Annotated in this window: 13 protein-coding genes; 4 read left to right on the forward strand and 9 right to left on the reverse strand. The window is 47.5% G+C overall.

Annotated elements, in window-relative coordinates; all coding sequences use genetic code 11:
- Positions 1-236 precede the first annotated feature (236 nt).
- The 4 genes from SWOL_RS09520 (at position 237) to SWOL_RS09535 (ending at position 6065) form a co-directional block, all read left to right on the forward strand.
- Positions 237-1376, forward strand: coding sequence for an acyl-CoA dehydrogenase family protein (locus SWOL_RS09520; RefSeq protein WP_011641234.1), 1140 nt, complete (start codon positions 237-239; stop codon positions 1374-1376).
- 297 nt (positions 1377-1673) lie between these two features.
- Positions 1674-3245, forward strand: a complete 1572-nt coding sequence (locus SWOL_RS09525) for a hypothetical protein (RefSeq protein WP_011641235.1) — start codon at positions 1674-1676, stop codon at positions 3243-3245.
- 270 nt (positions 3246-3515) lie between these two features.
- Entirely contained in the window at positions 3516-4475 is a 960-nt protein-coding gene (locus SWOL_RS09530) for a DUF4825 domain-containing protein (protein WP_011641236.1), read from the forward strand.
- Between the two features lie 405 nt (positions 4476-4880).
- Positions 4881-6065 (forward strand): metallophosphoesterase, encoded by a 1185-nt coding sequence (locus SWOL_RS09535; protein WP_011641237.1) that lies wholly within the window; start codon positions 4881-4883, stop codon positions 6063-6065.
- 20 nt (positions 6066-6085) lie between these two features.
- On the opposite strand, the gene SWOL_RS09540 is transcribed toward SWOL_RS09535, so the two are convergent.
- The 9 genes from SWOL_RS09540 to SWOL_RS09580 all read right to left on the reverse strand — a co-directional run bounded on the left by SWOL_RS09540 (position 6086) and on the right by SWOL_RS09580 (position 13839).
- Entirely contained in the window at positions 6086-7042 is a 957-nt protein-coding gene (locus tag SWOL_RS09540; protein WP_011641238.1) for an acetyl-CoA carboxylase carboxyltransferase subunit alpha, read from the reverse strand.
- An 11-nt stretch (positions 7043-7053) separates the two neighbouring features.
- Positions 7054-7902 (reverse strand): acetyl-CoA carboxylase, carboxyltransferase subunit beta, encoded by an 849-nt coding sequence (gene accD, locus SWOL_RS09545; RefSeq protein WP_011641239.1) that lies wholly within the window; start codon positions 7900-7902, stop codon positions 7054-7056.
- Between the two features lie 20 nt (positions 7903-7922).
- Entirely contained in the window at positions 7923-8369 is a 447-nt protein-coding gene (gene fabZ, locus SWOL_RS09550; protein WP_011641240.1) for a 3-hydroxyacyl-ACP dehydratase FabZ, read from the reverse strand.
- A 327-nt stretch (positions 8370-8696) separates the two neighbouring features.
- Entirely contained in the window at positions 8697-9935 is a 1239-nt protein-coding gene (gene fabF, locus SWOL_RS09555) for a beta-ketoacyl-ACP synthase II (RefSeq protein ID WP_011641241.1), read from the reverse strand.
- A gap of 25 nt (positions 9936-9960) precedes the next feature.
- Positions 9961-10194: an acyl carrier protein gene (gene acpP, locus SWOL_RS09560; RefSeq protein ID WP_011641242.1), complete on the reverse strand. Its 234-nt coding sequence runs from the start codon at positions 10192-10194 to the stop codon at positions 9961-9963.
- Between the two features lie 28 nt (positions 10195-10222).
- Entirely contained in the window at positions 10223-10996 is a 774-nt protein-coding gene (gene fabG, locus SWOL_RS09565) for a 3-oxoacyl-[acyl-carrier-protein] reductase (RefSeq protein WP_207635342.1), read from the reverse strand.
- Entirely contained in the window at positions 10987-11910 is a 924-nt protein-coding gene (gene fabD, locus SWOL_RS09570) for an ACP S-malonyltransferase (protein WP_011641244.1), read from the reverse strand. Before fabD ends, fabG begins: the two co-directional genes overlap by 10 nt.
- Complete coding sequence (fabK, locus tag SWOL_RS09575) at positions 11898-12851, reverse strand: enoyl-[acyl-carrier-protein] reductase FabK (RefSeq protein ID WP_011641245.1); 954 nt, start codon at positions 12849-12851, stop codon at positions 11898-11900. Before fabK ends, fabD begins: the two co-directional genes overlap by 13 nt.
- Positions 12841-13839 carry a beta-ketoacyl-ACP synthase III gene (locus tag SWOL_RS09580; RefSeq protein WP_011641246.1) on the reverse strand — a complete coding sequence of 333 codons (999 nt, stop codon included), beginning with the start codon at positions 13837-13839 and terminating at the stop codon, positions 12841-12843. The genes fabK and SWOL_RS09580 overlap by 11 nt, the downstream gene beginning before the upstream one ends.
- Positions 13840-14378: the final 539 nt, after the last annotated feature.

The following is a 14378-nucleotide window of genomic DNA, read 5'->3' on the forward strand; positions in this document are numbered from 1 at the left end:
ATATCCTATTCATCCTGTTGCTTAGTAACTTATATAAGGAAGGGGGTTATGGATTTTTAGATTTAGCAAAGAGCTGAGTTGATTTTAAAAAATCTGCTCGAGGATTTACCATCAGAGTGATTTTACCTGGAATGAAGGTTCTATGGGGCATTTATTGTACAAAGACACCTATACAGGGGGATTTAAAGAGAGAATATAGCGATAAACATATCGCATGAAAGAGGGGGTTATAAAAAATGAATTTCAATTATACAGAAGAACAGCTCATGCTAAAGGAGTCAGTGAGGAAGTTTTCGGAGAATGAGATTGCTCCGCTGGTCAAATGGATGGAAACTGAAAAAAGAACACCCTGGGATTTGATCAAAAAGATTAAAGATTTAGGCTGGTGCGGTATCCAATACCCAGAGAAATACGGCGGTTCAGGAAACACCTACGTTGAGTATGTTATTATGCAAATTGAGATGGCAAGGGTATATTGTTCAACTGCATGTACAATTTCTGTTAATGGCATGCTGGGGGCAAATATCATGAAATTCGCCACCGAAGAGCAGAAGATGAAATTCCTCCCAGAACATCTTAATGGCGATGGAATTGGCAGTTTTGCCTTTACCGAGGCATCAACCGGCTCCGACCCCAATGCGCTCCGGACCACATGTGTCCGCGATGGGGATGAATGGGTCATCAATGGAGAAAAGGTTTTCATCACCAACGCATCCCTGCCGGGTTTGATGGGTATATTCTGCAAGGATGTTGAAATGGGCGGCAAGTGTACGAACATCCTCATACCCAAGGGTATCAAGGGCTATTCCATCCCGCGGATTTATGACAAGATGGGCATGCACGGACTGGAAGTTTGCGATGTGTTGCTGGACAATGTTCGGGTGCCCTATGAAAATACCACCGGTGGTGAGGCCATGCGGGGCAAAGGGTTCGAGGTATTACTCGGTTCAACCCAGATAGGCAAACTATCGGTCTGCGCTCAAGCTGTGGGTATGGCTCAGGCAGCCCTGGAAGCAGCGGTTAAATACTCGAAGGAGCGGGTGCAGCGCGGTAAGCCTATTGCCTATTTCCCAACCATCCAGTCGTTGATTGGCGACATGGCCACCGATGTGATGGTAGCGCACCAGGCAGTATTGGCGACCGCATTTAAGGCGTCAGAAGGGAAAGAGCTGGCCTCCGATGCCGCAAGAACCAGACTGTTTACTTCGGAGGCTGTTCACCGGGTAGCCAGCAAAGCCATGCAAGTCATGGGAGCTTACAGTTATACAACCGAGTTTCCCATTGAGCGCATCTTCCGCGATGCCAAACTAACCGAGATCTACGAAGGTGTAAATGAGATTCAGCGGCTCATAGCTGCTGCCGACCTGCTGAGATAGTAATGTAGATTTATCAAGCTATATTGGAGATCTTATTTGTTAAACTCCAGGGATTTACCAAGAAGTATAGAGTATCTAACGGAGGCTGCTGCCAGGGAAGAACCTGTAGCAGCTTCCGTTAACTTTGTCCGGTAATCCTGGCGAGCGGAAAGAACGCATGCAAGAAAGTATTCCGGAAGCATGTATATTTAAGCATAGGAAGAAACTTAATAGGTAATCGGCCGTCTATAGAAACGGGGGACATATTTCACCTCGTTATAAGCTGCAAATTTATATGAAAATATGGAGGACGAGGAATTGAGAAGGATTTTTATTATAAGCTTACTGGCCCTGGGACTGTTCCTGATTCCGCTGGCAGCGGAACTGGAAAAGACTTGGGCCGCTACTGTAACCGGCCAGGCTCTGAGCACCGATATACACGCCTATGTTAACGGGCAGATGCTCCCCTGCCTAATCATTAACGACCGGACCGCTATCGTGGCCGAGGACCTGCGCAGCTGTGGCTTCGATGTGATTTGGGAACCGGTGGAACGGAAATTGGAGATCAGTGAAAACATCAGCCACCCCACAGGCCAAACAGGCTCCCGGACAACAACCGACTATGCTGCATTTGCGGGAAAAGATAGAATGATTCTGGCAAGCGATATCAAAACCTTCCTTCAGCAGAAAGAAATTGCTTCCTTCAATATAGATGGTTATACCGCTATTTATCTCAGCGAACTGGCAGCCTACGGAGAAGTAAAATGGGACCCGCTGCAACGGGTGGCCCGTTTTGACTCCAGTCGGCGTTCAGGAGATACCATACTGGCAGAAAGCAGCGAAGACGCCAATTTGATTGCCGAGGAGATTGACCGACGGGAAGGAATTATCGAGTTCCACGGGGAAAAACTATTATACCAAAACCAGCAGGTAGGCTATGCTCATAACGGAAAGGCCATGGTTTCCCTGGACTGGATAGCCGGGTGGTTGGGATACCAGGTCCAGTCCAAGCAGAATAGCTATCTGGTCAAAAGGGGATCTCATTCATTCCAGGTAAAAGCTGGCGAAGGCCAGGTTCAGGTCTTCTATGACGGAAGCCCGGCTAAAAGCGTTGAATTGTACGAAGTGCCGTCCCTCAGTTCGACCAGACTCTATCTATATTCCCTGGACCTGGAAAACCTATTTGGCCTGGACAGCCAGTGGAATAACGAAAAGCGCCAGTGGAAAGTCCGCTATGCAGATTATCGGATTAAGGAGTTGGGCAACTACCTGGGGGGAAGTTCTTGCACCGTTAAAGCCCAGTATTCGGAATTGCCATCAGGATTTAATACTCTACCTGAATTGTCGGTCAAAAACATCACCCTGATTTCTGAAGGCTCCGATAAAGGGGGCTATGCTTATGTTTCCGGCGATGGAAAGAATTATGCCGCAACCGTATCCCTGGCAGTTCTTCGCGATAATGAAATACAGATATGCCTGGGAAAGAAAAACCGGGTGCTATTCTACAAGCAAATGACTCTGCGGGGGGAAGTGCAAAACCACCAACTGGAAAGACAAAAAATCATCGGCCCCTTTACCGAATATAGCCTGGTGAAGCCGGAACAAGGATTTATACAGATTAAGCAGAATAGTTTTATGGTAGAAGGACAGGTAGGCTTTACCAACGAAGCTGTGATTCATGTTTTGCCAGCTAAAATTGACCAGGCTTCCGGGATAATTACCGAGCTGCCGGCACAGACCTTGTCGCTGCAAGAACAGAAATTTTCCGGTTCGGTGGCTTTAAATGCCGGACCCGGACTCTACCGCATACATTTTCAAGTACAAAACAATGGACTGCATGGAGTAGTAGCAACCACCCGCTTTGGGGAATTCTATCTTGATTATCAGTAAGCAAGAGCATAAGGGGAAGGTTCTTTTGTGCTCCAGGAATCTACACGAACCCTCAAGCTATCATTCCTAGCGATGGAAATAGTAGCAAAACTACTTGCTGGATTGGTGGCATGAAGTGAAACGGGATAAGGTTTTGCAATGGTAAATGAGCAGGTTTTTTTGAGCGAGGAACAGGGATAGGCCCCCGAAGAATTTTGTTTCCAAAGGAGTCTTTAGCTTTTTTATTACGTAAATTGTTATTATCCAAGGTAAAATGTTGGGGGTAGAAAAATGAATAATAAGCTTCTAAAGGATGTAATCGTGCCCAAGAACAGAGGAATTATCGTATTATGCCTGATTATTATACTTGTGATAACATCCGCTGGAATTATAGGCTGCAATAAAACCGTACCCAGTCAAACAGCACAACCAGCATTAGACGAAACAGGAGACGAAATAAACACTGAACTGGCCGGTAAGACCACTAATAAAACAGAAACAACGAAAGAAAAAAGGATCGATGCCTATAATGATTCCAAAGGCTATAAAGTAGTTATGAATAGCGGAGTTGGTTTTGATATTTATATTCCCCAAAAAGACCGCAAGAATAACCAGTCCTTTTTCGATAATCTTAATAAACAATCCAGGTTAAACGGCTATGATTTCTCCGCTTATCTTGATAAGCCGCTCCGCTATACAGCTATGGCAATTAACAGCGATGATAGCACAAAAGATATTACATTTTTATGCCATGATGAGCAAATCGTGGGTGTTTGGATCGATGCGTCCAACAAAGAGCACCTGGCAGTCAGGAGGAAATTATTGCAATATAATTTCGTATATGATGCTGAGGAACTGCTCCAATACAAATCCAATTATGCAGGCGATAACAGTAATGTAGTACATTTGATGTATTCATTGCCATATGTAAACGGTATAAAACCAGTAGGCTGTGAATTGCAAACAGACAGTGAGCCATACGGCCTCATCATAAATTGTCAAGGATATGGGACAAAGGAGAGAGCAAGCCTGCCATATTTCAAAAATGCCGCAGTAATCTTCAGTCTTATTGAAAATGTTGGTATCGTAACCTTCAATATAGAAAACAATGATGGCAAAATAGCTTTTACATATACCAGGGCGCAAATAGATAATTATTTCAAAAAAGACATACGGAAGCATAGCAAAAACAAGGCTGATTTTGCCGGATTTATAATGGAAGTGCAAGATGCCAGTGAAATAGGATTATAACGAGGTTAACTCCAGAAATTTACCGAGTTAAGCATAGAATATCCAACGGATGCTGCGGCCGGGGAAGAACCTGTAGCAGCTTCCGTTTTTAATTTAGTAGTTTTATTAATACCAGGCTTTAATTCCACGCCGGCTAATACCTTCCCCCACCTTATTCCACTTTGTCCGGTAATCCTGGCGGGTGAAAGCTCGCATGCAAGAAAATGCTACGGTACATCTATGTTATAATAAGCCTCAAATTAGAATATGTTAATCCACTGCAAAAACCTTTTCCCGGGTATACTCAACGCTACATATGGTGTTCAAAAGCTCACCATTATACTAGATATGGCGGTGTTAATTTTGAAAAATGACTTTTTGCAGTGACATTATATATTGCAAATATTAATTAGGGTGGTAAAGGCTTTGCATGGAGAAATGGCGGGTAATATGAGGATAGCAGTAATTGCTGTTTTCCTTCTATTATGGGGCAGTCTGAATTTCTATATCGCTTGGCGAGGGTGGCAATATTTCGGTAGTCATATCCTTAACTACCGGATTCTTTACTGGGTTATGCTGGTATTCCTGAGTGCTTCCTATTTCCTGGGGAGATGGGGCAATCATCACTATCCCGGGCAAGTAAGCAATTGTCTCATCTGGATTGGTTCCTACTGGATGGCATTTTTCCTTTATGCATTGTTAATCACGGTTTTACTGGACTTGATAAAATATCTTGATAAGCTCTGGGGTTTCTTACCTGCTTTTATTCATAATTCATCAAGCATTATAGCCTTATTGCTAATTTTTTCCTTAATAGCAGGACTTTTTTACGGAACCTTTAATGCGAATCGACCGGTACTCAGGCAGTACCAAGTTAATATTCCCAAAGAGGCAGGAATAAGAAAAGACCTGCATATCGTTATGCTGTCTGATATCCATCTGGGTAATATTGTGGGACGAAATCGCCTGAGCAGATTGGTGGACAGGATAAACCTTATGCAACCCGAGATGGTGTTATTGGTCGGCGATATCATCGATGGAGACATCAGGCCATTCGAAGAACAGAAAATGGCCGGGCTCTTGCGCTCGGTAAAAGCTCCTCAAGGCGTGTTTGCGGTACTGGGTAATCATGAGTATCTGGGTGGGCAGTACCAGGAACTCGTGGCCGCTCTTGAATCCTGCGGGGTTACAGTACTACGGGATCAATATCACTTGCTGGATAACTTCTATCTGGTGGGCCGGGACGATAAAATGAGCCGCCTCAGAAAACCCTTGAAAGAGCTTATGCTTGGTGTAAATTGTCACTATCCGGTTATTCTAATGGACCACAATCCCATTGATATCGAGGAATCGCACTTAAACCAGGTGGACTTGCATTTATCGGGCCATTCTCATGCCGGCCAATTATTTCCGTTAAACTTTATTACCAGGAATATCTTTATACTGCACCGGGGATATTTACGCCAGGATAATATGCAAATTATTGTTTCCAATGGTTTTGGCACCTGGGGGCCGCCGATTCGTATCGGCAACCGCCCTGAAATTGTAGAGATATTTATTCATTTTGGTGAGGCAGAGCAGCTTCCCCCCCATAACTCTTTCAGGGAATAATCCCAGGACAATGCCCGGATTTATCCCCTGAATTCCCCTATTTTCCTGAGTTTTTGAAATCTCTCTTCCAATAATTCGCCGCTATCCTGGGACAAAATCTCTCCCAGGTGTTTTTGCAGGGCTTTTTTCAGCTTTTCCGCCATCTCCGGGAAATTCAGGTGGGCACCTCCCAGGGGCTCTTCAATGATTTCGTCAACTATGCCCAGCCTTTGCAGGTCATTTGCGGTTATTTTCATGGCCCTGGCCATATCTTCCACCCGCTCCAGTTCTTTCCATAGTATAGAAGCACAGGCCTCGGGAGAAGCAACGGAAAATACCGCGTTGGAAAGCATTAAGAGGCGGTCCGCCACCGCCAGGGCCAGTGCTCCCCCGCTGCCCCCTTCACCGCTAACTACAGCTATTACAGGGACTTCCAAAGCCGAGAGAGTCATCAGAACCTGGGAAATAGCCCAGGCCTGCCCCCTTTCTTCGGCCCCTATACCCGGATAGGCCCCCGGAGTATCGATCAGGGTTATAACCGGGCGCTGGAATTTCTCGGCTTGCAAGAGCAGGCGCTGGATTTTACGGTAACCCTCGGGATGGGGCATGCCAAAATTATACTGCAGGTTTTCTCGGGTATCCTTTCCCTTGCGGTAGCCCAGTATAGTTACCGCCTGCCCGTTAAAACGGCCAATACCGCCAATCACGGAACTATCGTCCCCAAAGTGCCGATCACCATGAAGCTCTATCCATTCTTCGCAAAAGTAGCGTATATAATCATTGCTGTTAGGTCTTTCCGGGTGGCGGCTGAGCAAAACCTTTTCCCAGGGGGAAAGGTTCTTATACCTTCTTTCTCGGTTGTTTTCTATCTTTTCCTCCAGGCTTTCGATTTCCTGGGAAAGGTCAAATTCCATGTTGCTGGACAAATTGTTTAATTCCTCCAGTTTCTCCCGGATTTCCTGAACCTTTTGTTCATAATCAAACTGTCTTTTTACCATGCTTGCCTCCATTATCCTTGATGAAGCCCCAGCAAGCTGCTCAGAGTTGCTTTTAGCTGTGATCGTTCCACCAGCAGATCAATCATGCCATGCTCTAGAAGAAATTCAGAACGCTGGAACCTGGGGGGCAGCTGTTGCCCGATAGTCTGTTTAATAACCCGGGGTCCAGCAAAACCAATAAGGGCACCAGGTTCAGCCAGAATAATATCCGCCAGAGAAGCAAAGCTGGCTGAAACTCCGCCGGTAGTGGGATGGGTCAAAAGAGAAATATAGAGCAATCCGGCCTGGTTAAACTTCCCCAGTACCGCACTGGTCTTGGCCATTTGCATCAAGGCGACCATACCTTCCTGCATACGGGCTCCGCCGGAGCAAGAACAGATTAACAGGGGACAGGAAAGTTCCATGGCCTGTTCTACCGCCCGGCAAACTTTCTCCCCCACTACTGAGCCCATACTGGCCATCATAAAACCTGACTCCATTACCCCCAGAACCAGCTTATGCCCATCAATGGAGGCCAGGCCAGTGATTATGCCTTCACGGGAACCCGAAAGTTCCTGAGCCTTTTCCAGTTTTTCCTGGTATCCGGGAAAATCCAGTAGGTTGAAGGAACTCAAATCAGCATCAAACTCCTGAAAGCTGTCCTTATCAACCATTAAGTCAATACGCTCACGCGCGCTGAGAGAGAAATGGTGCTGGCATTTGGGACAGACCTTCAGGTTGCGCTGCAGGGCTTCTGCCGCTATCCTGGCCGAGCAGGAAGGACAGTTTATGGGGAGAGCAACTTTCTTCTCCTCCTCTTCCTTTTCCATTCTCCTGCTCAGTGCAAAGTATTTTTTTCGAGAAAAAGTATTTTTTATCATTTCCTCCTGTGTGCACCTTCTTAGCCCAGAGCAAACAGGAATTCACCTCCGCAAACCATTTCCTCGTTAATCTTTATCTGCCCCTTTCCCTTGCCGATATTACCCTTAATCGCAGTGAATTCGGTAGTAATCAGCAAGCTGTCGCCGGGAACAGCCATACGCTTGAAGCGAATACGATCCACTCCCGCCAGGTAACCTAGACGGCCCTGATATTTTTCATCACACAATATGGCGCAGGCGCCTACCTGGGCCATAGCCTCTATCATGAGTACCCCGGGCATTACCGGATGACCGGGGAAATGTCCGGGAAAAAAGGGTTCGTTAACACTCAGGTTTTTTATGCCCACGGCCCTCTCCCCGGGCAGCAGTTCAATAATGCGATCTACCAGCAGGAAAGGATAACGGTGGGGTAGAATCTTCATTATTTCTTCGGTATTCAACTCCAGTTTTTTCATTACATCAACCATTCCTTTCACCAAACCCAAGCACAAAAGCGGAATGAATTATGGGGGTAACAATAACTCCACTGCAATAACTCTTTATGTTGCATAAGGGTTGCATAATTATACAAGCGAGCGTTGGCGAAGCATGGATGCAACACTTAGGCTTTGGCGAACAGGCGAAAGGGGGCGAGCGACAGGATGTCGCGAGAGCACTTCCTCCCATGGACGGGAGATTAGTGCGGTACCCCTTGAGCTACGAGACAAGCCGCCGGTGTTGCCCATGCATAGACTGCGAGCGGTATATTTATGCAAGCATAATAATACTTGTTTCTTATTGTAGAAGAGTTAACACTAAATTTTTCGTATCACCAGAGCCGCATTATGTCCCCCAAAACCCAGGGAATCGGATAGAACCACCTTTAATTCCTTCTGGCGGGCCTTTCCCGGCACATAATCCAGGTCACAGATGGGGTCAGGCTCTTCCAGGTTCAGAGTGGGAGGAACGGTATTATTCACCAGAGATAAAACCGAAGCAATCAATTCTATGGCCCCTGCCGCACCCAACATGTGCCCAGTATAGGGTTTGGTTGAACTAACCATCATTTGGTAGCTATGCTCCGCAAATACACTCTTTATAGCTCTGGTTTCCACCTGATCATTAAGCTCGGTGCCGGTGCCATGGGCATTGATATAATCAACTTCTTCCGGCTTGATGCCGGCATCAGCCAGGGCCATGGAAAAGGCCAGGGCCGCTCCCCGGCCTTCAATATCCGGCTGCACCATATGAACCGCATCGGCACTGGCGCCATAGCCGACCAATTCCGCATAAATCCTGGCCCCACGCCTCAGGGCATGCTCCATTTCCTCCAGAACCAGGATAGCTGCTCCTTCGCCCATGATAAAACCATCACGCTTAATATCAAAGGGACGGCAGGCCCGGGCGGGGTCCTCATTGGCAGTAGATAGAGCCTTCATGGCACAAAAGCCCCCTACAGCCACCGGAGTAATGGAAGCTTCACTTCCTCCGGCTATCATTACATCAGCCTTGCCCAGGCGGATCAATTGCAGGGCCTCTCCGAGAGAATTACTCCCCGAGGCACAGGCAGTTACTGTGCAGCCATTGGGTCCTCTCGCTCCCAGCATGATGGCCACTTGCCCCGCGGCCATGTTGGAAATCATCATAGGAATAAAGAAAGGGCTCAATCCGTTTACGCCTTTTTGCAGCATTTTGGCATGTTGTTCCTCAAAGGTTTGAATTCCTCCAATACCGGAGCCTATCCATACCCCAACCCGCGGAGCTTCACCAGCTGTAAGCTGCAATCCGGCGTCTTCGACCGCAATTCTGGCTGCGGAACAGGCGTACTGGACAAAAAGGTCCATACGCCGGGCATCCTTGCGGGGGATATAATCCTGCACATTGAAATCCTTCACCTGGGCCGCAATCCGGGTAGGAAAATCGCTGGCGTCAAAACGGTCAATATGGCCTATGCCGCCACGCCCTTCTATCAGGCTAGTCCAAAAATCCTTTTTGTTGTTGCCGATAGGGGAAATCATCCCCAAACCGGTAATTACCACGCGGCGAGCGGTCATGTAATCACCTCTCTACTTATGCCGTTTACTGCAACTTTGCTTCTACGTAATCCACCACATTTTTAACGGTTTTCAGTTTGGCTGCTTCTTCTTCGGGAATCTGGATTTCAAATTTCTCTTCCAGCAGCATCAGCATTTCTACGATATCCAGGGAATCAGCCTCCAGATCCTCAGCAAATTTTGATTCGAGCTGGATTTCGTCCTCGGGAATATCCTTGATCTCCACAATAATCTTTTTCAGTTCCTCAAATACGTTCACTTTCTATTTCCTCCTCAATATTTTTTATTTAGGATAATCCTCCATCCACTTTTATAACCTGGGCGGTAATATAAGCCGCCGCATCCGAAGCCAAGAAGGCCACCACCCCGGCGATATCTTCCGGGGTTCCCAGCCTGCCCACGGCAATAGCCGAGAGCATCTTTTCCTTCTGCTCCGGGCTGAAGGCGGCCGTCATATCACTCTGGATATAGCCGGGGGCAATCACATTGGCCGTGATGCCTCGAGCTCCATATTCCCGGGCTATGGAAAAAGTCAATCCCAATAGCCCCGCCTTGGAGGCGGAATAATGGGCCTGTCCCGCATTTCCACTTAAGCCTACCACCGAAGAAATATTTATTATTCTACCATAACGTTTTCTCACCATCTGTCTGAGAGCGGCCCGGCAACAATAAAAAGCCGAGCTCAAATTGGTATTTATTAACTTATCCCATTCCTCATCATTTATACGCAATATCAATTGATCCTTATTGATTCCGGCATTATTTACCAGGACATCAATCTGACCATATTCCTTGATAGCTGCCTCTACCAGCTCCCGGGCCATAACCGGGTCAGAAACATCAGCACCTACCATGATGCCGGTACTCCCGGCTGCTTCTATTTCCTGCAAGACTTGCCGGGCTTGTTCCTGGTTTTCCTCAATTATTTCTGAGCTTTCCTGCGGATTATTGTAGTAGTTTACTACCACCCGGTACCCTTCCCGGGCCAGATGCAGGGCGATGGCCCGGCCTATACCCCGTGAACTCCCGGTTACCAATGCTACCTTTGCACTCATATCAATTCCACCTTTTTTAAAAGCTTTTCCAGTGATGATAAATCTTCCACCTGCCCCAGCACCCTATGACGGTCAATCTTCTTAATCAAACCGGAGAGGGTAGAACCGGGACCTATTTCCACAAAATAATCGGCCTTATTCATCATATACCTGACACTTTGTTCCCAAAGTACCGGCTTAAAAAGCTGTTGGGTCAGCAATTCCTCGAAGTCAAGGGCTCCGTTTTCCCGGGCATTGACATTGCTCACCACCGGGATAAGAGGCTCTTGCCATTTCACCTGCGCCAGCTCCGCTTTCAGTTTCATAGCGGCCTCATACATTAGCGGGCTGTGCGAGGGGACGCTTACCGCCAGGGGGATTACCCGCCCGCCTGCTTCCTTGATGCTGGCAGTGACTGCCCGAACTGCCTCTTTTTCACCCGAAATAACCAGTTGCCCCGGACAATTGTAGTTAGCAATCCCCACCTGTCCCGCTGCCATATGACAAAGATCCTCCAGCCGACCGGCTTCCATTCCTAAAACCGCCGCCATTGCTCCCTCCCCAGGAGGAACAGCTTCCTGCATTAGTATTGCCCGCTTCTGCACCAGGGGTAGTGCTTCCTCCAGGCTCAAGGCTCCAGCCGCCACCAGAGCGCTGTATTCTCCCAGGCTGAGGCCAGCTAAAATGTCGGCACATATTCCCATTTTTTTAGCTACAAGCAGAGCTGCCAGGCTGCTGGTAAGCAAGGCAGGTTGAGCAAACTCGGTCTGGTTCAATTGCTCCGCCGGGCCGGCAAAACAAAGGTTGCTTATGCTGTAGGGACTGATTCTATCCGCTGCGGCAAAAACCTGGGCCGCTTCCTCGTATTTTTCGGCCAATTCCTTTCCCATTCCCGGATATTGTGCACCCTGGCCGGGAAAAACAAACGCTATTCTTGGCATTCTATACCCCCCAGAATATTCTTTACTTGGCAGGCATCCCTTATAATATCGGCCACGATTTCTGCGGCGGGTTGCACTTGATTAACCAGGCCGCAAATCTGCCCGGCCAAAACACTTCCCTCGTCTATGCGGCCTTCCACCGCCGCTGCCGGATAACGCCCCTGGCCGAGTCTTTCCAGTTCTTCCTGACCCGCACCCAGCTTTTCACTCTTGAGATATTCCCGGGTAAACTGGTTGCGAATAGCCCGCACCGGATGCCCGGTTGACTGGCCGCATATTACCGTATCACGGTCTTTGGCCTTGATTACCTTTTGCTGGTAAGCGGGATGTACATTGCATTCCTCAGCGCAGATGAAGCGGGTTCCCATTTGCACCCCCTGGGCTCCCAAAGCCAGGGCGGCCATGAAACCCCGGCCATCAGCAATACCTCCGGCGGCTATTACCGGAACATCAACCGCATCCACTACCATAGGCACCAGGCATATGGTTGTCATCTCCCCCACATGACCTCCTGACTCCGTTCCCTCAGCTATTACGGCATCCGCCCCCAGGCGGCTGAGACGCCGGGCCAGGGCTACCGAAGCCACTACCGGTATGACCTTTATTCCGGCAGCTTTTAGCCTTTCCATATAAGGACCAGGATTGCCGCCTCCAGTGGTTACCACCGGGACTTTTTCCTGGATAATCAGCTCTATTATCTTTTCTATGCCAGGAGCGGCCAGCATCAGGTTAACCCCGAAAGGTTTGCCAGTCAGCTTCCTTACCTGCTCTATCTCCTGCTTTATCCAGGCAGGTTCAGCTCCGGAAGCTCCTATTACTCCTAACCCTCCGGCCTGAGATACAGCAGCAGCCAGATTCCCCCCCGCTATCCAAGCCATAGCACCTTGAATAAGAGGATATTCAATATTTAATAAATCACAGAGAAGCGTTTTAAAATACATCCTGATCCCTCCCCCATCGCAAGAGAATACCGCCATAGCTTAAGCCGGCGCCAAAGGCCACCATCAAAACGAGGTCTCCCTTTTTAAGTTTCCCCGCCTCTTCGGCCATGGACAGGCCTACCGGGATGCAGGCGGCACTCATATTGCCAAAGTGATCCAGATTGATCAAGGTTTTTTCCGCCGGAATCCTCATCCTTTTCATGGCGGTTTTTATTATACGCAGATTAGCCTGGTGCGGAATAAAAAGATCAACATCCTGGTAGCTCAAGCCTGCTTGGGAGAGCAGCTTTTCGCTCACCGCCACCACAATTTTGGTAGCAAATCTAAATATCTCATTGCCGTCCATTCTTATAAAGTGCAGCCGTTGTTCCACAGTCTCTTTACTGGGGGGTAAAGCCGAACCGCCGGCAGGCATGTAAAGGTGTTTTCCTCCTGAACCATCGGCCGCCAGATAACTGCTCAAAATCCCGGGTCCTAAATTACCTTTTCCTACTACAGCCGCACCAGCTCCATCACCAAATAAAACGCAGGTATTGCGGTCAGTATAATCAGTAAAACGGGAACAGAGGTCTGCACCTATTACCAGTATTTTCTTGTATTCCGGGGAGAGGAGAAATTTTTCCGCTATGCCCAGAGCATAGATAAAGCCGGTACAACCAGCTTCCACATCAAAGGCGGCAGCATTACGGGCGCCCAGATGATCCTGCACTATGCAGGCGGTGGAAGGAAAAAGCATGTCCGGGCTGGATGTGCCCACAATTATTAAATCCAGCTCTTTTGCTTCAGTAGCGGAGCGTTCCAAAGCCATTTTAGCCGCTTGCCAGCACAAGTCCGAAGTAGCCGTATCCTTATCGGCAATCCGGCGCTCCAGTATACCGGTTCTCTCTACAATCCATTCGTTACTGGTATCCACCATTTGCTCAAGTTCCTGGTTGTTGAGTATTCTTTCAGGAAGGGAATGGCCCATCCCCAGTATCTGAACCTTCAATTAATGCACCACCTTGTATAAGTCATTCCAGATTGATCCTTGAAAAAGTTAAACTTCAACGGATAATTGTATTCATATCCACCAATTTCGCTCGTCATATTTTTGTAATCCTATAAAAACGAAAGGTATTTTGCTAGAAATTCAAATTCCATTAGAACCCCCATGGTCGACGGCCACAACCACGACAAAAAGTGAAGTTAGTAGGCGCTTGAATAGTAAGATGTAGCAGGGAATAAATTAAACCCCTCTCTCCTTACCCCTCACTCCTCACTTTTCTTACTAACCCACCATGGCCAGGGGCCACAACCACCGATGAAAATAGGAGGAATTCTATTTTCTTACTAATACTTGTGCACAATTTTGTATAAATCTATCGCATAAGATATTAAACCAACCCAGGGAAAAAAAGTCAAGAGTTTTCGCAATTGTTTGACAATTGAAGCATTTCCCGCTATATGCTTCAATTGTGAATATGAATCAATTATAATAAATTAGACATGATAATAAAAGCAATTTATTATAATTATGTTATTTTTTTC

This window comes from Syntrophomonas wolfei subsp. wolfei str. Goettingen G311, from assembly GCF_000014725.1.
GTDB lineage: Bacteria > Bacillota > Syntrophomonadia > Syntrophomonadales > Syntrophomonadaceae > Syntrophomonas > Syntrophomonas wolfei.

What these genes read in the sequence shown, in the direction of transcription:
- accD (WP_011641239.1), bottom strand. Translation starts at nt 7,902, where the DNA reads ATGATAAAAAATACTTTTTCTCGAAAAAAATACTTTGCACTGAGCAGG.
- fabF (WP_011641241.1), bottom strand. Translation starts at nt 9,935, where the DNA reads ATGACCGCTCGCCGCGTGGTAATTACCGGTTTGGGGATGATTTCCCCT.
- fabZ (WP_011641240.1), bottom strand. Translation starts at nt 8,369, where the DNA reads ATGGTTGATGTAATGAAAAAACTGGAGTTGAATACCGAAGAAATAATG.
- SWOL_RS09530 (WP_011641236.1), top strand. Translation starts at nt 3,516, where the DNA reads ATGAATAATAAGCTTCTAAAGGATGTAATCGTGCCCAAGAACAGAGGA.
- fabK (WP_011641245.1), bottom strand. Translation starts at nt 12,851, where the DNA reads ATGTATTTTAAAACGCTTCTCTGTGATTTATTAAATATTGAATATCCT.
- fabD (WP_011641244.1), bottom strand. Translation starts at nt 11,910, where the DNA reads ATGCCAAGAATAGCGTTTGTTTTTCCCGGCCAGGGTGCACAATATCCG.
- SWOL_RS09520 (WP_011641234.1), top strand. Translation starts at nt 237, where the DNA reads ATGAATTTCAATTATACAGAAGAACAGCTCATGCTAAAGGAGTCAGTG.
- SWOL_RS09540 (WP_011641238.1), bottom strand. Translation starts at nt 7,042, where the DNA reads ATGGTAAAAAGACAGTTTGATTATGAACAAAAGGTTCAGGAAATCCGG.